Origin of the sequence: Advenella sp. RU8 (assembly GCF_048381675.1) — a bacterium.
GTDB lineage: Bacteria > Pseudomonadota > Gammaproteobacteria > Burkholderiales > Burkholderiaceae_B > Advenella.
The window spans coordinates 157343-174732 of the sequence record NZ_JBLWIS010000001.1 but is presented as its reverse complement, the minus strand read 5'-3'; the positions used below and the strand labels follow the sequence as shown (position 1 = coordinate 174732).

The 17390-nt window shown below is 50.9% G+C and carries 17 protein-coding genes; all 17 read right to left on the bottom strand.

Going from position 1 to position 17390, the window contains the following annotated elements; all coding sequences use genetic code 11:
• The 17 genes from ccmE to nuoG all read right to left on the bottom strand — a co-directional run bounded on the left by ccmE (position 1) and on the right by nuoG (position 17384).
• Positions 1-450 (bottom strand): cytochrome c maturation protein CcmE, encoded by a 450-nt coding sequence (gene ccmE / locus ACM5Q9_RS00785; protein WP_418142834.1) that lies wholly within the window; start codon positions 448-450, stop codon positions 1-3.
• Positions 437-658, bottom strand: a complete 222-nt coding sequence (gene ccmD, locus ACM5Q9_RS00780; RefSeq protein ID WP_418142833.1) for a heme exporter protein CcmD — start codon at positions 656-658, stop codon at positions 437-439. Before ccmD ends, ccmE begins: the two co-directional genes overlap by 14 nt.
• A gap of 11 nt (positions 659-669) precedes the next feature.
• Positions 670-1479: a heme ABC transporter permease CcmC gene (gene ccmC, locus ACM5Q9_RS00775; protein WP_418142832.1), complete on the bottom strand. Its 810-nt coding sequence runs from the start codon at positions 1477-1479 to the stop codon at positions 670-672.
• A 15-nt stretch (positions 1480-1494) separates the two neighbouring features.
• On the bottom strand, positions 1495-2160 hold the full coding sequence (locus ACM5Q9_RS00770; RefSeq protein ID WP_418142831.1) for a heme exporter protein CcmB: 666 nt from the start codon (positions 2158-2160) through the stop codon (positions 1495-1497).
• Entirely contained in the window at positions 2157-2801 is a 645-nt protein-coding gene (gene ccmA / locus ACM5Q9_RS00765; protein WP_418142830.1) for a heme ABC exporter ATP-binding protein CcmA, read from the bottom strand. Before ccmA ends, ACM5Q9_RS00770 begins: the two co-directional genes overlap by 4 nt.
• Positions 2802-2843: 42 nt before the next feature.
• Positions 2844-3530: a molecular chaperone TorD gene (gene torD / locus ACM5Q9_RS00760; RefSeq protein WP_418142829.1), complete on the bottom strand. Its 687-nt coding sequence runs from the start codon at positions 3528-3530 to the stop codon at positions 2844-2846.
• An 89-nt stretch (positions 3531-3619) separates the two neighbouring features.
• On the bottom strand, positions 3620-6145 hold the full coding sequence (gene torA, locus ACM5Q9_RS00755; RefSeq protein ID WP_418142828.1) for a trimethylamine-N-oxide reductase TorA: 2526 nt from the start codon (positions 6143-6145) through the stop codon (positions 3620-3622).
• Positions 6146-6160: 15 nt separating this feature from the next.
• On the bottom strand, positions 6161-6826 hold the full coding sequence (locus ACM5Q9_RS00750) for a hypothetical protein (RefSeq protein WP_418142827.1): 666 nt from the start codon (positions 6824-6826) through the stop codon (positions 6161-6163).
• Positions 6827-6986: 160 nt separating this feature from the next.
• Positions 6987-7490 (bottom strand): DUF2818 family protein, encoded by a 504-nt coding sequence (locus ACM5Q9_RS00745; RefSeq protein ID WP_418142826.1) that lies wholly within the window; start codon positions 7488-7490, stop codon positions 6987-6989.
• 10 nt (positions 7491-7500) lie between these two features.
• Positions 7501-8985, bottom strand: a complete 1485-nt coding sequence (gene nuoN, locus ACM5Q9_RS00740; RefSeq protein WP_418142825.1) for an NADH-quinone oxidoreductase subunit NuoN — start codon at positions 8983-8985, stop codon at positions 7501-7503.
• A gap of 9 nt (positions 8986-8994) precedes the next feature.
• The gene (locus ACM5Q9_RS00735; RefSeq protein WP_418142824.1) at positions 8995-10476 is read right to left on the bottom strand and encodes an NADH-quinone oxidoreductase subunit M; all 1482 of its coding nucleotides are present in this window, start codon (positions 10474-10476) and stop codon (positions 8995-8997) included.
• Between the two features lie 10 nt (positions 10477-10486).
• A complete protein-coding gene (gene nuoL, locus ACM5Q9_RS00730; RefSeq protein ID WP_418142823.1) occupies positions 10487-12496 on the bottom strand; it encodes an NADH-quinone oxidoreductase subunit L in 2010 nt (669 codons plus the stop codon).
• Between the two features lie 13 nt (positions 12497-12509).
• Complete coding sequence (gene nuoK, locus ACM5Q9_RS00725) at positions 12510-12836, bottom strand: NADH-quinone oxidoreductase subunit NuoK (protein WP_200235295.1); 327 nt, start codon at positions 12834-12836, stop codon at positions 12510-12512.
• The gene (locus ACM5Q9_RS00720; RefSeq protein ID WP_418142822.1) at positions 12833-13459 is read right to left on the bottom strand and encodes an NADH-quinone oxidoreductase subunit J; all 627 of its coding nucleotides are present in this window, start codon (positions 13457-13459) and stop codon (positions 12833-12835) included. The genes nuoK and ACM5Q9_RS00720 overlap by 4 nt, the downstream gene beginning before the upstream one ends.
• 18 nt (positions 13460-13477) lie before the next feature.
• Complete coding sequence (gene nuoI, locus ACM5Q9_RS00715; RefSeq protein WP_169294048.1) at positions 13478-13966, bottom strand: NADH-quinone oxidoreductase subunit NuoI; 489 nt, start codon at positions 13964-13966, stop codon at positions 13478-13480.
• A 14-nt stretch (positions 13967-13980) separates the two neighbouring features.
• Entirely contained in the window at positions 13981-15075 is a 1095-nt protein-coding gene (gene nuoH / locus ACM5Q9_RS00710; protein WP_169294047.1) for an NADH-quinone oxidoreductase subunit NuoH, read from the bottom strand.
• On the bottom strand, positions 15075-17384 hold the full coding sequence (gene nuoG / locus ACM5Q9_RS00705; RefSeq protein ID WP_418142821.1) for an NADH-quinone oxidoreductase subunit NuoG: 2310 nt from the start codon (positions 17382-17384) through the stop codon (positions 15075-15077). The genes nuoH and nuoG overlap by 1 nt, the downstream gene beginning before the upstream one ends.
• Positions 17385-17390 lie beyond the last annotated feature (6 nt).

Here is a 17390-nt window from a genome sequence, read left to right as displayed (position 1 = left end):
TTACTGCTCCAGTTTTAAAGTTTTGGCGGCTTGATGCTGCTGATCAATCGCCATTTGCGCTTCGGGTGGCATATAGTTTTCATCATGTTTGGCCAAAACCTCTTTAGCCGTGAAAACCTGGCCATTCCAATAACCTTGTGCTACGGCACCCTGCCCTTCTTTAAACAAGTCTGGCAAGATACCTTTGTACTGCACGGGAATCCGGGTGGCACCATCATCAATGGCAAAAGCAACAGTCACCCCGTCTGTTTGCCGCTGCAAACTGCCTGCCGTTACCATGCCACCAATCCGGAAATACTCCTGGCTGCCGACTTTACCCTGATGCACCTCGGTGGGCGTGTAAAAAAACACCATATTCTGACGCAAGGCCTGCACGACAAAAATGGAAATAATACCCAATACACCTGCTGCGGCGACGACCCATAGCAAGCGTTTTTTACGTGGACTCATTATTAACTCCCTGCGACTTGTGAGCAGCCATGTTTGTGGCATGCTGCTGCCGATCCAATTGCTGCAGTTTTTTCAAGGCCTGACGTTTTGCCCTGACTAAAACCACCCATTCAAAGCCTATCAAACATACACTTGCCAGCACACAGGACCAGACATAAAAACCATGTCTGCCCATTTGCATGAAATCTGTCCAGCTTTCCCAATACATACTTATTCCGCCTATTCTTGCTGTTGCGCCACGGTACTGGCATAACGTTGCCGGGCCCAGCGATTACCGGCCTCGCGCTGCAACACAATGACCCGTGCCCGTGCCAGTGCCACGGCAATGCAGTACAGCCAGCTGGCCGCCACCATCAACAATAAGGCCCAAAACATGCTCTGGTGCATGGTCACACCCGATTTGAACGAAATGGACGCGCCCTGATGCAGGGTATTCCACCAAACCACTGAAAAATAAATAACCGGCACATTGATGGCCCCCACTACAGCCATCATGGCCCCCGCCTGATCGGCCCGCTTTTGCTGGGTAATGCTGCGTGTTAATGCAATAAAACCCAAATACAGAAAAAACAGCAATAGCATGCTGGTTAAACGCGCATCCCAAACCCAATACGTGCCCCAGGTGGGTCGTCCCCACAAGGAGCCTGTCAGCAGTGAAAGCACGGCCATCAGGGCCCCGGTTGGCGCCAGTGCCTGCATCATTACCGCAGCCATCTTGGTACGTAAAACCCAATACACAATCGCCCAGAAAGCCATGGCCAAATACACAACCATGGCCATCCAGCTACTGGGTACATGCAAAAACAAGATACGATAACTATCACCTTGTACCGCATCGGGCGGCAGGATCAATAAGCCCAGTGTCAGGCCTGCCAGCGCACATACTACGGCTGCCAGCATCAAAGGCCAAAACAGTTTTCCCACCAGGCGATCAAACATGACCGGACTGGCAAACTGGCGCCAATTTCCCTTTGCCGTGGCAGAGTCTGACGCATCGGAAAGAGAGGATAAGGACGTTTGGCGATTCATATTTCTCATCAATATTTATTCAACAGCCAAGCGCAATGCCGCTGCCGCTGCAACCGGAATAAAAAACCAGGACCCCAGTAATAAGGCACCCAGCAACCACCATTCGGCAAAACCGTTTTCAGCGCTACTGTAAACCGCACGACTGGAAAAAATCAAAACCGGCGCACACAAAGGCAAATGCAGTAAAGACATCAGCAGCCCTGACTGACGCAAGCCCAGTGTTAAAGCACTGCTCAGTGCCCCCAGCGCCGATAAAATGCCCATCATCAAGACAATGGCTGCAAAAATAGGCCACATCAAACCGGGCTCCAGCTGATATTGCGTATGCAGCAGCAAAGAAACCAGGCTTAGGGGAATACCGATAGTCAGGCAATACGCAATCATTTTAGCCAATACCATCAGGGCATTGGGAATCGGTAACAACAATAATTGCAGCAGGCTCCCGTCCGACCAGTCTTCCTCGAACAGGCGGTTAAGCGTCAGCAAGTTGGCCAACAATCCGCACACCATGATCACGGCTACCCCAATCTGCTCAAGCAACTCGGGGCTGGGCTTAATGGCCAAAGGAAACAGGGCTGCCACGACAAGGAAAAAAACCAGGCCAATACTTACATCCAGGCGATTGCGCCAAGCCAGGCGAATATCCCGTTGTATCAAGCGGAAAAAAACTGCCATGGTCATGCGGCCCCCGATGGTTTGCCAAAAACCACATGATGACTTACCTTCAAATGATCGGGCCAGGCAAAATGACTGGTAAACAATACACTGCCACCCTTTTCACAATGCCGGTTCATCCAATGTGCCAATTGATGGCGACCGGCTTCATCCAGGGCATTAAAGGGTTCATCCAGCAACCATACAGGACGCTGGACCAGCTTAAGTTTCAATAAGGCTGCGCGCCGTTTTTGCCCCTGCGACAACTGCATCACCGGGGTATCCGCCAAGAAAACCAGCTGCATTTCCTGCAGGGCTGCTTCAAGGAGATGATCGGTCACGCTTACCCCACAAAGCCGGGCAGTCAGCAAGGCATTTTCAGTCACGCTCAGGGCCTCTTTAAGGGCATTGTCATGGGTGCAGTAGTGCCATTGCCGGCGTACCGCATTACCTGCCTTGGCCAATGCCTGACCGTGCCAATAAACCTCACCCTGCTCGGGCTGCAACAGCCCTGTGACCGCCTGGAAAAAACTGGTCTTGCCACATCCATTGGCACCGGCCAAGTGAACACACTGCCCAGCCTGCAAACGCATCTGCCATTGATGGCAAAGCATCAACTGTCCTCGCATAAGAGAAAAATGATCAACCGATAAGGCAACAGGAGTCATACAGCTTCTTACCACAACCCACCATAAAAAAATAAAAAAGCTCTACCCGGTCTGAACACCCTCATCTTGCAGGCAAGATAACAGGTAATCGGCATCTACTCTTACAAAAGCAAGCAGGAGCTGTGTGATGGCCGGATAAAAATCACTGCTGGTGGGAATTGCCTGACTGCGCCGGGTGAATTCAGGCAACCAGGTCAATAGCATTTTCTGCACGAAATCATACTGGTCCTGCACGGTCTTACACCATTGAGCGGACGGCTTGTCATGCGATTGCTCACGCTCAATCCACTGTGCCATGGTGGCCAGAATAACAGCTAGGTGATCGGCCGGCTCGTTAAATTCACGCGGAATTTCCAGGCCATTGTCACGCAAAACATCACGCATTAACAACTCGACAGAACCATACATTTGCTTTTCGTCCTGGTAAGCGGAGGCATAAGGAATCGCGGCAGACTTGGCACCAAGCAAAAACTGCTGCGCAAAATCCGCTGCCAGTTCAATGCGCAAGTGGGAGAAAGCCGGCCAGGCCGCAATGGCCTGACGCATCCGTTTCACCTCGGTGGCCAGACCGCTTTGCTCAAGGCTTGCGTATAAGCCCTCAAGTTGATTGCCCTGGTACAACTTCACCTGTTCTTCCGTTAATTCCAATGATAAAAGATTGGAAAACCAGCGATACAACAAGGCGCGGCTTTGGCTAACAGACGTCCAGCTATCTACAACATTGACCATAAAGGTTTTTTATCCTGAGTAAAATTGATCTGCCAAACAAATAGTGCGGGCAAAAACAGTGCGGGCACTTTGCCCGCACAGGTGAGTGACTAAGTGCGGTCTTTAGGTGCCGGAGAGCCATCAGGCAAGACCTCTTGGGGTCCTCCAAACGACGTGACCGGTGGTGCCACACCCTCAAACTTCTCTATTTCCACCAGGCAGGTATTTGCACTTGGCCCTTGGGCAAGCTTGGAAGTACCCACATCCAGCGTCAGGGTATTGGGGTCACCGTAAGTATCCAGCGAGCCAATTTCAGGGCCGACCGGACCATACCATGCACCCTCTTCAATCCGGATAATCCCTTCGGGGAAATTATCAGAAACCACGGCACCGGCCAGCAGCTGGCCACGGTCATTGAAGACACGCACCAGATCACCATGTTTAATACCGCGACGCTCGGCATCTACGGGGCCGATATACACAGGTTCACGACCTTGCACCGTATATTCAGCACGCCTTTGCTCAGACTCGCAGGTTTGCGAGTGAAGCCGTTCATTGGGGTGACAGGACTGCAGCCACAAGGGGTATTTGTCAGAGTTGGGACCACCATGGGAGCGTTCGGCTTTTTCCATCCAGATCGGGTGCCCCTTGCAATCATCGTATCCGTAGCGCGCAATCTTGCGGCTGAAGATCTCGATAAAACCTGATGGCGTACCCAGGGCATTCACCTCGGGGTCCTCACGGAAATCGGCGTGCCGAACCCATGGTTTGCCTTCGGGGAACAGGACATAACCCGTTTCCCAGAACTCTTCGAAGGTGGGCATGGGGAAATCTTTTTTCGCGTTATCAATGCGACAATCATTATAAAGCTGCGCAACCCATTGCATTTCTGTCATGCCGCGCGAGTACTCAATATCACGCTTGAATCGTTTGCAGAACTCACGCCAAATATCAAAGTCCGAACGGGAGTGGTACAGCGGATCCACCAGTTTGTGCATGGCAATAATACCGCGGTTACTGTAAGAACCATAGGCATCAATATCATTACGCTCATAAGGGGTACATGCCGGTAACACGATATCGGCAAAACGGCAGGTGGCCGTCCAGTTGTAATCCACGGCCACCACCGTTTCAATATTACGGTAGGCCAGCTTCATGCGGTTGCGGTCCTGGTGGCGATGCCACTGGTTGCTACCGGTAAAAATGCCCATTTTATACGGTGGCAGTTTAACCTTGTGGCCGTTGAAATCAATTTCCTTGCCCGGTTCGAGCAAGGCATCAATGGCACGCGCCACCGGAATGACCGAGCTGTAACCGTTATAGTTGGTGTTATCGTGCTTGGGTGTGCGACCGGTATCCAGGTTAAGCGGGAAAGCCCCGGGCATGGAAGCGCCCGAACTGGAAACACCCACCGAGCTATAGTGATGGGAATAACTGACTCCACCACCTGGCAAGCCAATCTGTCCCAGCATGGCCGCCAAGATAGCCCCCATCCAGTACGGCTGTTCACCGTGCTGCTGGCGCTGAATGGCCCAGCCGAAGATAAGCTGCGTCCGGTTTTTGGCAAACAGACGGGCCAACTCACGAATACGGTCGGCACTCACACCACAAATGGGCGCCGCCCATTCGGGTGTTTTTTCCACCATATCTTCGCTTTCGCCTTTCAGGTAAGGCAGAAAATCCTCGAACCCAAGCGTGTATAGTTCCAGAAACTTTTTATCGTACAGGTCTTCTTTCCACAAGGTATGGGCAAGTGCCAGCATCAGGGCAACGTCAGTCATGGGGTTGACGTACTGATGGTCGCAATTCAGATAATTTTGGGTTTTGCTCTTGACCGGATCGATGGAAATGACCTGGATTTCCTTGTTGGCGACTTTTTCCTTGAGCTGTTCAAGGTAGGCATAGGCCTCATGGGTTTCGGTATTCCAGCCCACCTGCAAGTTTTTATTCAAGTCACTGGCCCACAGCACAATGACTTTACTTTCCTTAAGGATAATATCCCATGAAGTGCCTTGTGAGTACACTTCGGTAGAACCCAGGATATACGGCAGGATCATTTGCCCGGCACCGGTGGAGTAGTCACCGGCAGTACCAACGCTACGGCCATGCATGCCCACGGCACGCAACATATGGTTGCCGCAACTATGCATCTGCCCTACCGAACGCCAGCCCACGTTGGCCGTATGCAAGGCCCACGGGCCGTAGTTCGTTTGAATCCGCTCCAATTCTTCATAAACCATGTCCAGGGCTTCATCCCAGGAAACGCGCACAAAGCGGTTATCGCCACGCTCGGCGGTATTGCTGCGATGACGGTTCTTGAACCAGTCAAGACGAACCATAGGGTAACGCACGCGTGACGGGCTATAAATAACGCCCATGGTGCCTTTTAAAATATCGGTGGGATGCTTGTCAAACTCGAAGGGACGAATTTCCATCACGCGGTCGGCTTCGACCCGTGCACGGAAAGCGCCCCAGTGAGCCCCCGACATTTTCCAACCTTTAAAATCCTGTGCTGCCGCAGTACTTGCCTTGGCAGGTTTAACCATTAAGGTATTAATTAAGGCGGACGGCAACATAGCGGTTGCACCAAAACCAACCATACCGGTCAGAAAGCCCCTTCTGCTAATTTTATTCATAATAACCTCTTATCCTTATGGTCGAGCCGATTGCACAGTACCTTCTGGAGAGCCTGGGGCTTGTGAGCCAGTGGCAAAATCAGAAGAGTGCATTTGTAAATATTTCAGGACCAATTTCGAAGTATCTGTATCCATGTTTGTAAAGCCAACCATCCCTGCAAACAAGCCGGGCCATTGGTTGGTATCGTGTCCAGATTCAACCGGTTGACGGTGACAAACACTGCAACTGTTTTGATAGCTGGTGCGGGCGACATTCCAGATTGTCTCGGGCGTTTCCAGAACCGCACCGGTGCTGACCCACCCCTGAACCGCCACTTTTTGCCACTCAAGCCCCGTCAGGTCATCAACCTTGGTTTCCAGCACTTCAATCAGATTGGTATCCTGGGAAGCGGTTTTTTCAAGGATGGCGCTGGTAATATTCAGGCCAAAGTCACTATTCAGGACGCGCCCAAAACCTTTGTTCTTACGCCACAAATCAAGCTCTATTTTTTGTGCATCACCCTTGACCTCTACCACACGGACAGGCGTTGCCACTTCAAGGCTACCCAGTTTTTGGGTCAGGCCTTCATCGGCAAAAAAATCTTGTGGTGAAGCGCTATAGTAAGTAACACCGGGTTCCACAGAAACACTGCGTGCCTCGGACATGAGGGTATCAAAGGCCGGGTTACGCGCTCCTTTCAAGGCAATTCAAAAAAAATGATCCAGACGTACATTTTTCCAGACTTGCACAAGAATAAACATGACTATTGACGTGCATCAAACAAAACATTTCATCTGAAATTAAATAAAAAAAACCGGTTATTTTGCAATAACCGGTTTTTTTATTCATATTTATCAATAACTAGGCATGTTTATGTTTTTTGGGGTGTTTTAGTAAATGCCGGAAGACAAACCCAGGATATGCCATCACAACATACAAACAGGCAAAAATGGCCCAGAACTCCCAGCCCTGAACGATGGGGTTGGTATAGTAAGCCTCTAGTGCAAAACCCACCGCAGCAACCACAAAGAAAAACACGATCACTTCTATAAGCCGATTTACAAAGGTTTTTACCTTAAGACTTTTGGCCATTACCTGTCCCGGCAGGTAAACGCCAAGCAGGATCAATATCCCCCCGACTGCCAGCATCAAGGCATCTGAAGCAGGTTGTGACAGCAAATAACAACCTGCCCCTACTGCCACATAAACCAACAAGGCCCGCAAGAAGTAAAACAGGCCATTTTTATCGGGCTCACCCTGCTGCTTCCATGGCACAAAGGCAAAAGCCCTTTCAGTCAGAAATGGCAACAGTGCCGTCGCAAAAGCCAAAAGAATCAGTAACCAGATGGAAGAAGCAGGAAACATATTTAAAACCCTAGAATTTCAATGATGCATCAATAACCTGTACACACAGTGTCATTAAACCGCCAGGCAAAATACCCAACAGAATAATAAGCAATACGTTTACAGACATGACACCACTACGGAAAGACAGTTGGTTGCCAATAACGGGGGCATCAGCTGCCGGCTCGTCAAAGTACATGACCTTGACCACGCGCAGGTAGTAGAACGCACCAATTAAGGAGAACAGAATGGCAATAATAGACAGGGACAGGTAACCGGCGGCAATCGCTGCCTGCAGGACAACCAGTTTCGCATAGAAACCAACCAGCGGGGGAATACCTGCCAATGAGAACATCAGGACAAGGACCCCAAACGCCATCATTGGACTGCGACGGTTAAGACCTTTCAGGTCACTGATTTCCTCGCACTCAAAACCTTGACGGCTAAGCAACAGGATAATGCCAAAGCTGGCCAGCGTGGTTAACACGTAAGTAATCATGTAAAACACGGCTGAACCGTAAGCGCCAATCGCCAGGGTACCATCCGCATTCACACCCGACAACAGTCCCAGCAGGACAAAGCCGACGTGTGAAATGGTGGAGTAAGCCAGCATGCGCTTGAAGTTGGTTTGCATGATGGCGGTAAGGTTACCGATAGCCAGCGACAAAACAGCCAGAATCATCAGCATTTGCTGCCAGCTTTCGGCAACACCGTGCAAGCCTTCGATCAGGAAACGCAGCACCATTGTCAAGGCAGCCAGCTTGGGTGCTGCACCAATCGTCAAGGTGATGGCAGTAGGTGCACCCATGTAAACATCGGGAAGCCACATGTGGAACGGCACGGCACCCAATTTGAATGCCAGGCCGCAAACCACGAATACCGTACCCAGAACCATCGCCATATAGCTGACATTGCCAGCCTTGATCGCCGCAGCTACACCCGCCAGGTCGATATGACCGGTAGCACCGTAAACCATGGAAATACCATACAGCATGAACCCGGATGCCAGTGAACCCAGCACGAAGTATTTCATGGCAGATTCAACCGCGATCAGGGAATCACGACGAACGGCAACCAATGCATACAGCGCCAGTGACATGAGTTCCAGACCCAGATAGATCGTGAGCATGCTAGAGGCGGAAATCATGACCATTTGGCCAACCAGGGCAAACAACGTCAGTGAATAAAGCTCTCCACCCTTGACCATATCACGATCAATCACATATTGGCGGCTGTAAATCAGTGTCACCATGACCGCCAGGTAAGAAGCCACTTTCATGAGATGAGCCAGGGGATCGGTGACGTAATGACCGTAAAAAGTTTGGCCAATCACACCGGCATTCCACTGATACAAAGACACTAACGTGACAATGACCAGGGCGCCCAGCGAGAGCATATAAGTAAGTACCCTGTTTTTGGTGGGAATGAACACATCCAGAAGCAGGATCAGCGTTGCCAGAACACATAATGTAATTTCCGGCAAGGCGAGTGCAAAATTAAATTGATTTTCCATCATTGTCCAGACTTACAGTTTAGAAATTGCAACATGCTCCAACAATTGTTGGAGAGAAACGTGCATCACATCGGTGAAGGGTTTCGGATGAATACCCATGTACAGCACAAAAATAGCCAGCAAGCCCAGAATCAGGAATTCACGGCAATTGATGTCTTTCATTTCACGGACATGGTCATGTTTGATTTCGCCATAAGCCACGCGCTTGACCATCCAAAGGGAGTACGAAGCACCCCACAACAAGGCAGTCGCAGTCAACAAGCCAATCCAGAAGTTATATTCGACGGCACCCAGGATAACCAGGAATTCGCCAATAAAGCCACTGGTGGCTGGCAAGCCGGCATTCGCCATGGAAAACAGCACGAAGAAAGTAACGAACTTGGGCATGACATTGACCACACCACCGTAAGCGGAAATCTGGCGGCTGTGGACGCGGTCATACAGCACACCGATACACATGAACATGGCGCCAGCAACGAAACCGTGGGAAATCATCTGGACCATCGCACCTTCAAGGCCGGTAACATTGAACATAAAAAAGCCCAGTGTTACAAAACCCATGTGGGCAACTGATGAATAGGCCACCAGTTTTTTCATGTCATCCTGAACAATCGCAACCAGGCCAATATAGATTACCGCAATCAGGGACAGGGCAATCATGATGCCAGACAGGCTTTGTGAGGCATCAGGAGCAATTGGCAGGGAAAAGCGCAGGAAACCGTAAGCACCCAGCTTCAGCATGATGGCCGCCAGCACGATAGAACCACCGGTAGGTGCTTCAACGTGGGCGTCAGGCAACCAGGTATGTACTGGCCACATGGGCACCTTCACGGCAAATGCGGCAAACAGGGCGATAAAGATGAGTACCTGCGGTGTGTAACCCAGCTTGGCAGCCTGCCAGGCAGCAATATCAAAAGTACCGGTAACGGTATACAGATAGATAAAGGCAACCAGGGTAAGCAATGAACCCATCAAGGTATACAGGAAGAACTTGAAAGCGGCATAAACGCGGTTAGGCCCCCCCCAGACACCGATAATAATATACATCGGGATCAGGGTTGCCTCGAAGAACACGTAGAACAGCAAGCCGTCAAGTGCCACAAACACACCTACCATGAGGCCTGACAGGATCAGGAAAGCCGCCATGTATTGGGCTACCCGATTGGTAATGACTTCCCAGCCAGCAAGCACCACAATGATAGTGATGAAAGCGGTTAACAGCACAAACCAGATGGAAATGCCATCCACCCCTAAATGGTAGGAAGCGTTGAAGGCCGCAATCCAGGAAATATTCTCGACGAACTGCATATTCGCAGTTGATGAGTCAAACCCGAGGTAAATAGGCAGGGTAACCAGAAAACTGACGATAGCGCCAACCAAAGCCATCTTGCGAGTATAGTCGGCACGGTCATCTCGACCGAATATCAACACCAGTATACCCGCAACAATCGGCACGAATATCGACAAGGAGAGCCAAGGAATAGTAGTAGTCATTTCGCCCATCTTAGTTTACCAGCACAAATAAAGTAATTAATGCAATCACGCCAGCAATCATCGCAAACGCGTAGTGATAGATATAGCCGGACTGCAAGTAGCGGCTGATGGCGGCAATCCAGCCTACCAGCCTTGTACTTCCACCAATAATTGCGCCATCAATAATACCCTTATCGCCAACATTCCAGAAAACGCCACCCAGTGCACGAACTGCACGGGCAATCACGTTTTCATTAAACCAGTCTGCGTAGTATTTGTTCTCAAGGATACGGTTGATACCTGAAAACGCCTGATACACTTTGGCAGGAAGTTTTGGATTGACGATATAGCAGTACCAAGCCGTTACCAGGCCGGCAATCATCAGCCAGAATGGAGCAGTTTGGAAAGCATGTAGGGCGTAAGCTACCCAGCCGTGGTAATGGCTGGCCAGTTCTGCCATGGCAGGATGCTCGGGAGAAATGACGATGGCATCACCAAAGAACCCTTTGAACAGCAATGGATCGATGGCCCATGCACCAATAGCAATCGAAGGAATTGCCAAGAGGATCAGGGGCAAGGTGACTACCCATGGAGACTCATGCGGAACGCCACCGTGGTGACCGTGGTCATCATGTTTCTTGCCATGCGCAGGCTTGGTATCAAAACGCTCTTTTCCGTGGAAAACCAGGAAGTACAGGCGGAATGAATACAATGAGGTAACAAACACACCAATTAGCGTAGACCAATAAGCAAAATTGGCACCCCAGATATTGGCCAGGCCAGCCGCTTCAATCACGTTTTCTTTGGAATAGAAACCAGAGAAGAATGGTGTACCCACCAATGACAGCGTACCGATCAGGAAGGTAATCCAAGTAATGGGCATGTATTTGCGCAGGCCACCCATATTGCGGATGTCCTGATCATGGTGCATGCCGATAATCACGGAACCTGCGCCAAGGAACAGCAGTGCCTTGAAGAAAGCGTGTGTCATTAGATGGAAAATGGCAACCGGATAGGCTGACGCACCCAGTGCAACCGTCATGTAGCCCAGCTGTGACAGGGTTGAATAAGCAACGACGCGTTTGATATCGGTTTGGATAATACCCAGAATACCCAGGAACAGTGCACCGATACTGCCAATCACGATGATGAAGGACAAGGCGGTTGAGGACAACTCGAACAGCGGAGAGAAACGGGCAACCATGAAGATACCAGCAGTAACCATGGTCGCCGCGTGAATCAATGCGGAGATAGGTGTAGGACCTTCCATGGAGTCTGGCAGCCATGAGTGCAGAGGCACTTGAGCGGATTTACCCATTGCACCGATGAACAGGCAGATACATGCAACCGTGAGCAGTTTCCAGTCGGTACCCGGGAAAATCAGGGTATCCAGGGAACCTGCCTGGGCAAAAATCTCTGAATAGCGCATGGAGCCGGTATAGGCAAACAGCAGGCCAATACCCAATACGAAACCGAAGTCACCTACACGGTTCATGATGAACGCTTTCATGTTGGCGAAAATAGCCGTGTCACGGGTATACCAAAAACCGATCAGCAGGTAAGAAACCAGACCCACGGCTTCCCAGCCAAAAAACAGCTGCAGCATGTTGTTGGCCATGACCAGCATCAACATTGAGAAGGTAAACAATGAGATGTAGGAAAAGAAGCGCTGATAACCCGGATCATCAACCATATAACCAATGGTATATATGTGAACCATTAATGAAACCGATGTAACCACTACCATCATGAGGGCGGTTAAGGGGTCTATCAGGAAACCGACTTCAAACACTTTGGTACCGACCAATGTCCAGGTATAGATAGCCTGGTCATAATAGGCGCCATTCATGGCTACTTCATACAAAGCATAAAGTGAACCAAGGAATGAAATGGCAACAAGCAGGATCGTCAGGCTGTGTGCGCCTTTGCGACTGACTGAACGCCCGAAGAATCCTGTGCCAAACAGACCGGTAATAATGGCACCCGCAAGCGGGGCCAATGCGATCATAAGTAAAAAGGCACTAGAGAATGTTGGTGTCATGCTTATATTCCCCTTACCCTTTCAAACGACCGATGTCGTCAACGTTAATGGAATTGATTCTGCGGAACAACAGGACCAGGATAGCCAGGCCGATGGCGGCCTCTGCGGCGGCAACGGTCAGGATGAAGAACACGAAGATCTGCCCTGACGTTTCGGGCAAGCCATTGGCACCCGGATTCCACATGGAAAATGCCACGAAATTGATATTCACCGACAACAGCATAAGCTCGATGGACATCAACAGACTAATAAGATTACGGCGATTCAGAAAAACACCAAATACACCCAGGGCAAACATGATTGCCCCTAAAATCAGATAATGTGCCAAAGTTAGCGTCATTCTGAATCCCCTTCTTTTACTGGCGCAGCTTCTTCTTTTTCAGATTTCATGCTGACAAGTCTTACGCGGTCTGCGGCATTGACATGCAGCTGATCACTGGCAACAACGTATTTTCTATTGCGACGTTCACGCAGGGTAAGTGCAATGGCTGAAATCATGCCAACCAGCAGCACCAGTCCGCCCACCTGAATCGGGAACGAATACTCGCTGTACATCGCCACACCCAGCTCAAGCGTGTTGTTATAGGAATCAGGCAAGGCAACCGGATCACCCGAACCGTAGTATACCGTACCCAGCACAAAGGCAATTTCCAGAACCATAATGCCGCCGACCACCAGACCCAAAGGCAGGTAAGTACGGAAACCGGCACGCAAGGCCTCGGGTACCACGTCAATCATCATGACCACAAACAGGAACATGACCATCACGGCACCTACGTAAATCACGATCAGCACCAGGCCCAGGAACTCTGCGCCGATCAGAATCCACAGCAAAGCTGCTGTCACAAAAGACAGGATCAGATGCAACACAGCCGTAACGGGACTGCGTGCAGTAATCACCCGCGCACCGGCCACCACCAGGATTGCGGCCAATATATAGAACAAAACAGTAGTAAAAGTCATAGTTTGCTCACCTGCCGATTATCTGTAGGGCGCATCGGTTGCACGACGTGCAGCGATCTCGGATTCATATTTATCACCTACTGCAAGCAACATATCTTTGGTGAAATACAGATCGCCCCGTTTCTCACCGTGGTATTCGTGGATATGGGTTTCCACGATGGAATCCACCGGACAGCTTTCTTCACAAAAACCGCAGAAGATACATTTGGTTAAGTCAATATCGTAGCGCGTGGTGCGACGTGTTCCATCGTCACGCTCTTCGGATTCGATAGTAATGGCCATCGCGGGACACACGGCCTCGCACAGTTTACAGGCAATACAGCGTTCTTCACCGTTGGGATAACGGCGCAACGCGTGCAAACCCCGAAAACGTGGAGACATGGGCGTTTTCTCGTGAGGATAACGCAGTGTAATCTTGCGCTTGAAGAAATACCTGCCGGTCAGGGCCATTCCCTTTAACATCTCGGTCAGCATGAAACTGCCGAAGAAATCTTTAATAGCACTCATAATTTTCTTCTAGCCTATTTCCAAATATTGAACGGTGTCTGCATCCAAATGGCAACAATCAGGAACCACACACCCGTTAATGGAAGGAAGATCTTCCAGCCCAGACGCATGATCTGGTCATAACGATAGCGGGGAAACGAAGCCCGGAACCAAATAAAGAAGGACACGACAAAGAATGTTTTAAGGCCCAGCCACAACCAGCCCGGCACCCAGGTAAACGGTGCGAAATCCAGCGGAGATGACCAGCCGCCCAGAAACATGATGGAAGCCATGGCTGACAACAGGATCATGTTGGCGTATTCGGCCAGGAAGAACATGGCAAAACCCATACCAGAGTATTCCACCATGTGACCGGCCACAATTTCAGACTCACCCTCGACCACGTCAAAGGGATGACGGCAGGTTTCGGCAACCGTTGAAATCACATACACCACAAACAGAGGCAACAGGGGCAACCAGTTCCATGACAGGAAAGTCAGGCCACGATCGGCAAACCAGCCACTTAATTGGCCCTGCACGATACCATTCATGTTTAAAGTACCTGATACCAGCAGCACGGTAACCAGCACGACACCCATACCCAGTTCATAGGAAATCATTTGTGCCGAAGCACGCATGGCACCCAAAAACGGATATTTGGAGTTGGATGACCAGCCCGCGATAATAACGCCATAAACACCCAGTGAGGTAATGGCCATGACATACAGCAAACCGGCATTGATGTTTGCCAGTACGGTTTCCGGGCCAAAAGGAATAACGGCCCATGCAGCCAGTGCCGGCAGCAAAGTCATGACGGGTGCCAGAATATAAAGCACCTTGTTGGATTTTTCAGGAACAATCACTTCTTTGGTAAGAAGCTTGAACACGTCTGCAAAAGGCTGCAACAATCCGCCGGGACCCACACGGTTGGGACCACGGCGAACGTGCATGTAACCAATCATGCGACGTTCCCACAAAGTCAGGAAAGCCACACAGATAATGATTGGCAGGGCAATAATCAGGATTTTGATGATTGACCACAACACCAGCCACGGTGTTGCACCGATCAGACCGGCGCCCCAGGCATCAAATGCGGCAACGCCATCAGTGAACCAAGACCAGATATCCATTAGACGCGCTCCACAGTAAGTTGAGCAAAGGCACTACCCAATGCTGCTGTTTGTTCGAATGCGTGGGAAATACGCACGGTATTGTTAGCCAGCGTGTCGTCTTGCTGAACCTCAAGGGTGACTTCGCCACTGGCGGATTTCACTTTTACCTGATTGCCGGCAACCAATGCCAATGAACCCATGGTTTCCGCATTCATGCGGGCCTTGGGTGCAGCACTGGCCGGAGACTGTTGCAGGGACTCAGCACGACGCACGATAGCATCGGTACGATAAATAGGCACATCAGCCACACGCTCCAGGCCAACCGGTGCAACGGCAGGTGCCTTGGGTTGTGCAATAACCTTATTGTCCAGACGGGAAACATAACCATTCTGGAGCACGGCATCACGAATGGTTTCTGAGGTTTCGTCGTCAAAGTCTGACAGTTTCAGGATATTGCCCAGTACACGCAGCACTTTCCAGCCCGGACGGCTTTGGCCTTTTCCGGCGACCACACCCTTGAAGCTTTGGGCACGGCCTTCTGCATTGACAAAAGTACCGGAGGTTTCAGTGAACGGTGCCACCGGCAACATGATCCGGGCCCAGTCTTGGGCTGCAGACTTGAAGGGTGTCAAGGCAATTGAAAATGCATTGGCCAGCATTGCCTGAACCTTGATGCCATTATCGCAATCAAGTTTTGGCTCAGCATGCAACACAATGAATGCTTTAAGCGGATTTTGCAGCATTTTGGGCAAATTCATGCCGTTTTCACCCGCCACTGCACCAGCCAGATAACCACCTACCGTATTGGCACCAGCGGTCAGGAAGCCCAGCTTGCCACCAATGCCATTGGCAACTGCCTGGGCGTAAGCGGCAATATTGGAAGCATCGGGAGCTGAAACAGCCGTGTTGCCCAGCAGGACAGCACTATTACTGCCACTTGCCAGGATCGCGGCAATCTTCTGCACAGGATCTTTCTCATCGGCCTGCGCGCCCTCTTTTTGGGCAACCAGTGCATTGCCTACCTTGGCCAATGTTGCGGCCAACTGGCTTGGCGCTACCGTAATACGCGCGGCAACCGGGAACAGCGGGTTATCACCAAAGCTGTCAATGAAAACAATTTGTGTGCCCTTCTTGGCAGCCTGGCGCAGACGCTGTGCAAACAAAGGATGATCTTTACGCAGTGATGAACCCACCACCAGGACACGATCAAGGTTGTTGAGTTCGGCAATCGGCATACCCAACCATGGCATACCGTTCAAGGCAGCCTCAAAACCGGCATCATTCTGGCGCAGGCGGAAATCAATGTTTTCAGATCCCAGGCCACGCACCAGCCGACCCAGCAAAGCCAGCTCTTCAACGGTTGAATACTCGGTTGCCAAAGCACCAATCTGGCCGATTCCCTGGGTTTCGTTGATACGACCCAGTGTTTGTGCCGCTGCCGTTAACGCGTCATTCCAGGAAGCCTCGCGCCATACATTGTCGTCACCCTTGATCATGGGGGTTTGCAGGCGGTCTTCGCTGTTCAGGCCTTCATAAGACCAGCGGTCTTTGTCGGTAATCCAGCATTCGTTGACTTCTTCGTTCTCGAACGGAACCACACGCTTGACGTTATCGCCCTTGACCTGTACGACCAGGTTGCTACCAACGCTGTCGTGCGGGCTGACTGAACGGCGGCGGGCCAGTTCCCAGGTACGCGCAGAGTAACGGAAAGGCTTGGACGTCAGCGCGCCAACCGGGCAGACATCAATCATGTTGCCAGACAGTTCGGAATCAATGGAGTGACCAACGAAAGTGGTGATTTCAGAATGCTCACCACGGCCAACCATGCCCAGTTCCATGATGCCGCCCACTTCCTGACCGAAACGGACACAACGCGTGCAGTGAATGCAGCGGCTCATTTCTTCGGCGGAAATCAAGGGACCGACGTCTTTATGGAAAACAACCCGTTTTTCTTCTTTATAACGGGATTCGGACTGGCCATAACCTACGGACAAGTCCTGCAGCTGGCACTCTCCGCCCTGATCGCAAATGGGGCAATCAAGTGGATGGTTGATCAGCAGGAATTCCATCACCGCTTTTTGTGCGGCAACCGCCTTGGCGGAACAGGTATGGACAACCATGCCCTGCGTAACCGGTGTTGCACATGCCGGCAATGCCTTGGGCGCTTTTTCCACTTCAACCAGGCACATGCGGCAGCTGGCTGCAATAGACAGTTTTTTGTGATAACAGAAATGCGGCACGTAGACCCCCAGTTCCTGGGCGGCATGCATAACCATGCTGCCTTCAGGCACTGATACGGGTTTGCCGTCTATGGTAAGTTCAACCATTGCTTT

Excerpts from the sequence above, each read along its gene's own strand:
- ccmE (WP_418142834.1), bottom strand. The coding sequence starts at position 450 with ATGAGTCCACGTAAAAAACGCTTGCTATGGGTCGTCGCCGCAGCAGGT.
- ccmD (WP_418142833.1), bottom strand. The coding sequence starts at position 658 with ATGTATTGGGAAAGCTGGACAGATTTCATGCAAATGGGCAGACATGGT.
- ccmC (WP_418142832.1), bottom strand. The coding sequence starts at position 1,479 with ATGAATCGCCAAACGTCCTTATCCTCTCTTTCCGATGCGTCAGACTCT.
- ACM5Q9_RS00770 (WP_418142831.1), bottom strand. The coding sequence starts at position 2,160 with ATGACCATGGCAGTTTTTTTCCGCTTGATACAACGGGATATTCGCCTG.
- ccmA (WP_418142830.1), bottom strand. The coding sequence starts at position 2,801 with ATGACTCCTGTTGCCTTATCGGTTGATCATTTTTCTCTTATGCGAGGA.
- torD (WP_418142829.1), bottom strand. The coding sequence starts at position 3,530 with ATGGTCAATGTTGTAGATAGCTGGACGTCTGTTAGCCAAAGCCGCGCC.
- torA (WP_418142828.1), bottom strand. The coding sequence starts at position 6,145 with ATGAATAAAATTAGCAGAAGGGGCTTTCTGACCGGTATGGTTGGTTTT.
- ACM5Q9_RS00745 (WP_418142826.1), bottom strand. The coding sequence starts at position 7,490 with ATGTTTCCTGCTTCTTCCATCTGGTTACTGATTCTTTTGGCTTTTGCG.
- nuoN (WP_418142825.1), bottom strand. The coding sequence starts at position 8,985 with ATGATGGAAAATCAATTTAATTTTGCACTCGCCTTGCCGGAAATTACA.
- ACM5Q9_RS00735 (WP_418142824.1), bottom strand. The coding sequence starts at position 10,476 with ATGACTACTACTATTCCTTGGCTCTCCTTGTCGATATTCGTGCCGATT.
- nuoL (WP_418142823.1), bottom strand. The coding sequence starts at position 12,496 with ATGACACCAACATTCTCTAGTGCCTTTTTACTTATGATCGCATTGGCC.
- nuoK (WP_200235295.1), bottom strand. The coding sequence starts at position 12,836 with ATGACGCTAACTTTGGCACATTATCTGATTTTAGGGGCAATCATGTTT.
- ACM5Q9_RS00720 (WP_418142822.1), bottom strand. The coding sequence starts at position 13,459 with ATGACTTTTACTACTGTTTTGTTCTATATATTGGCCGCAATCCTGGTG.
- nuoI (WP_169294048.1), bottom strand. The coding sequence starts at position 13,966 with ATGAGTGCTATTAAAGATTTCTTCGGCAGTTTCATGCTGACCGAGATG.
- nuoH (WP_169294047.1), bottom strand. The coding sequence starts at position 15,075 with ATGGATATCTGGTCTTGGTTCACTGATGGCGTTGCCGCATTTGATGCC.
- nuoG (WP_418142821.1), bottom strand. The coding sequence starts at position 17,384 with ATGGTTGAACTTACCATAGACGGCAAACCCGTATCAGTGCCTGAAGGC.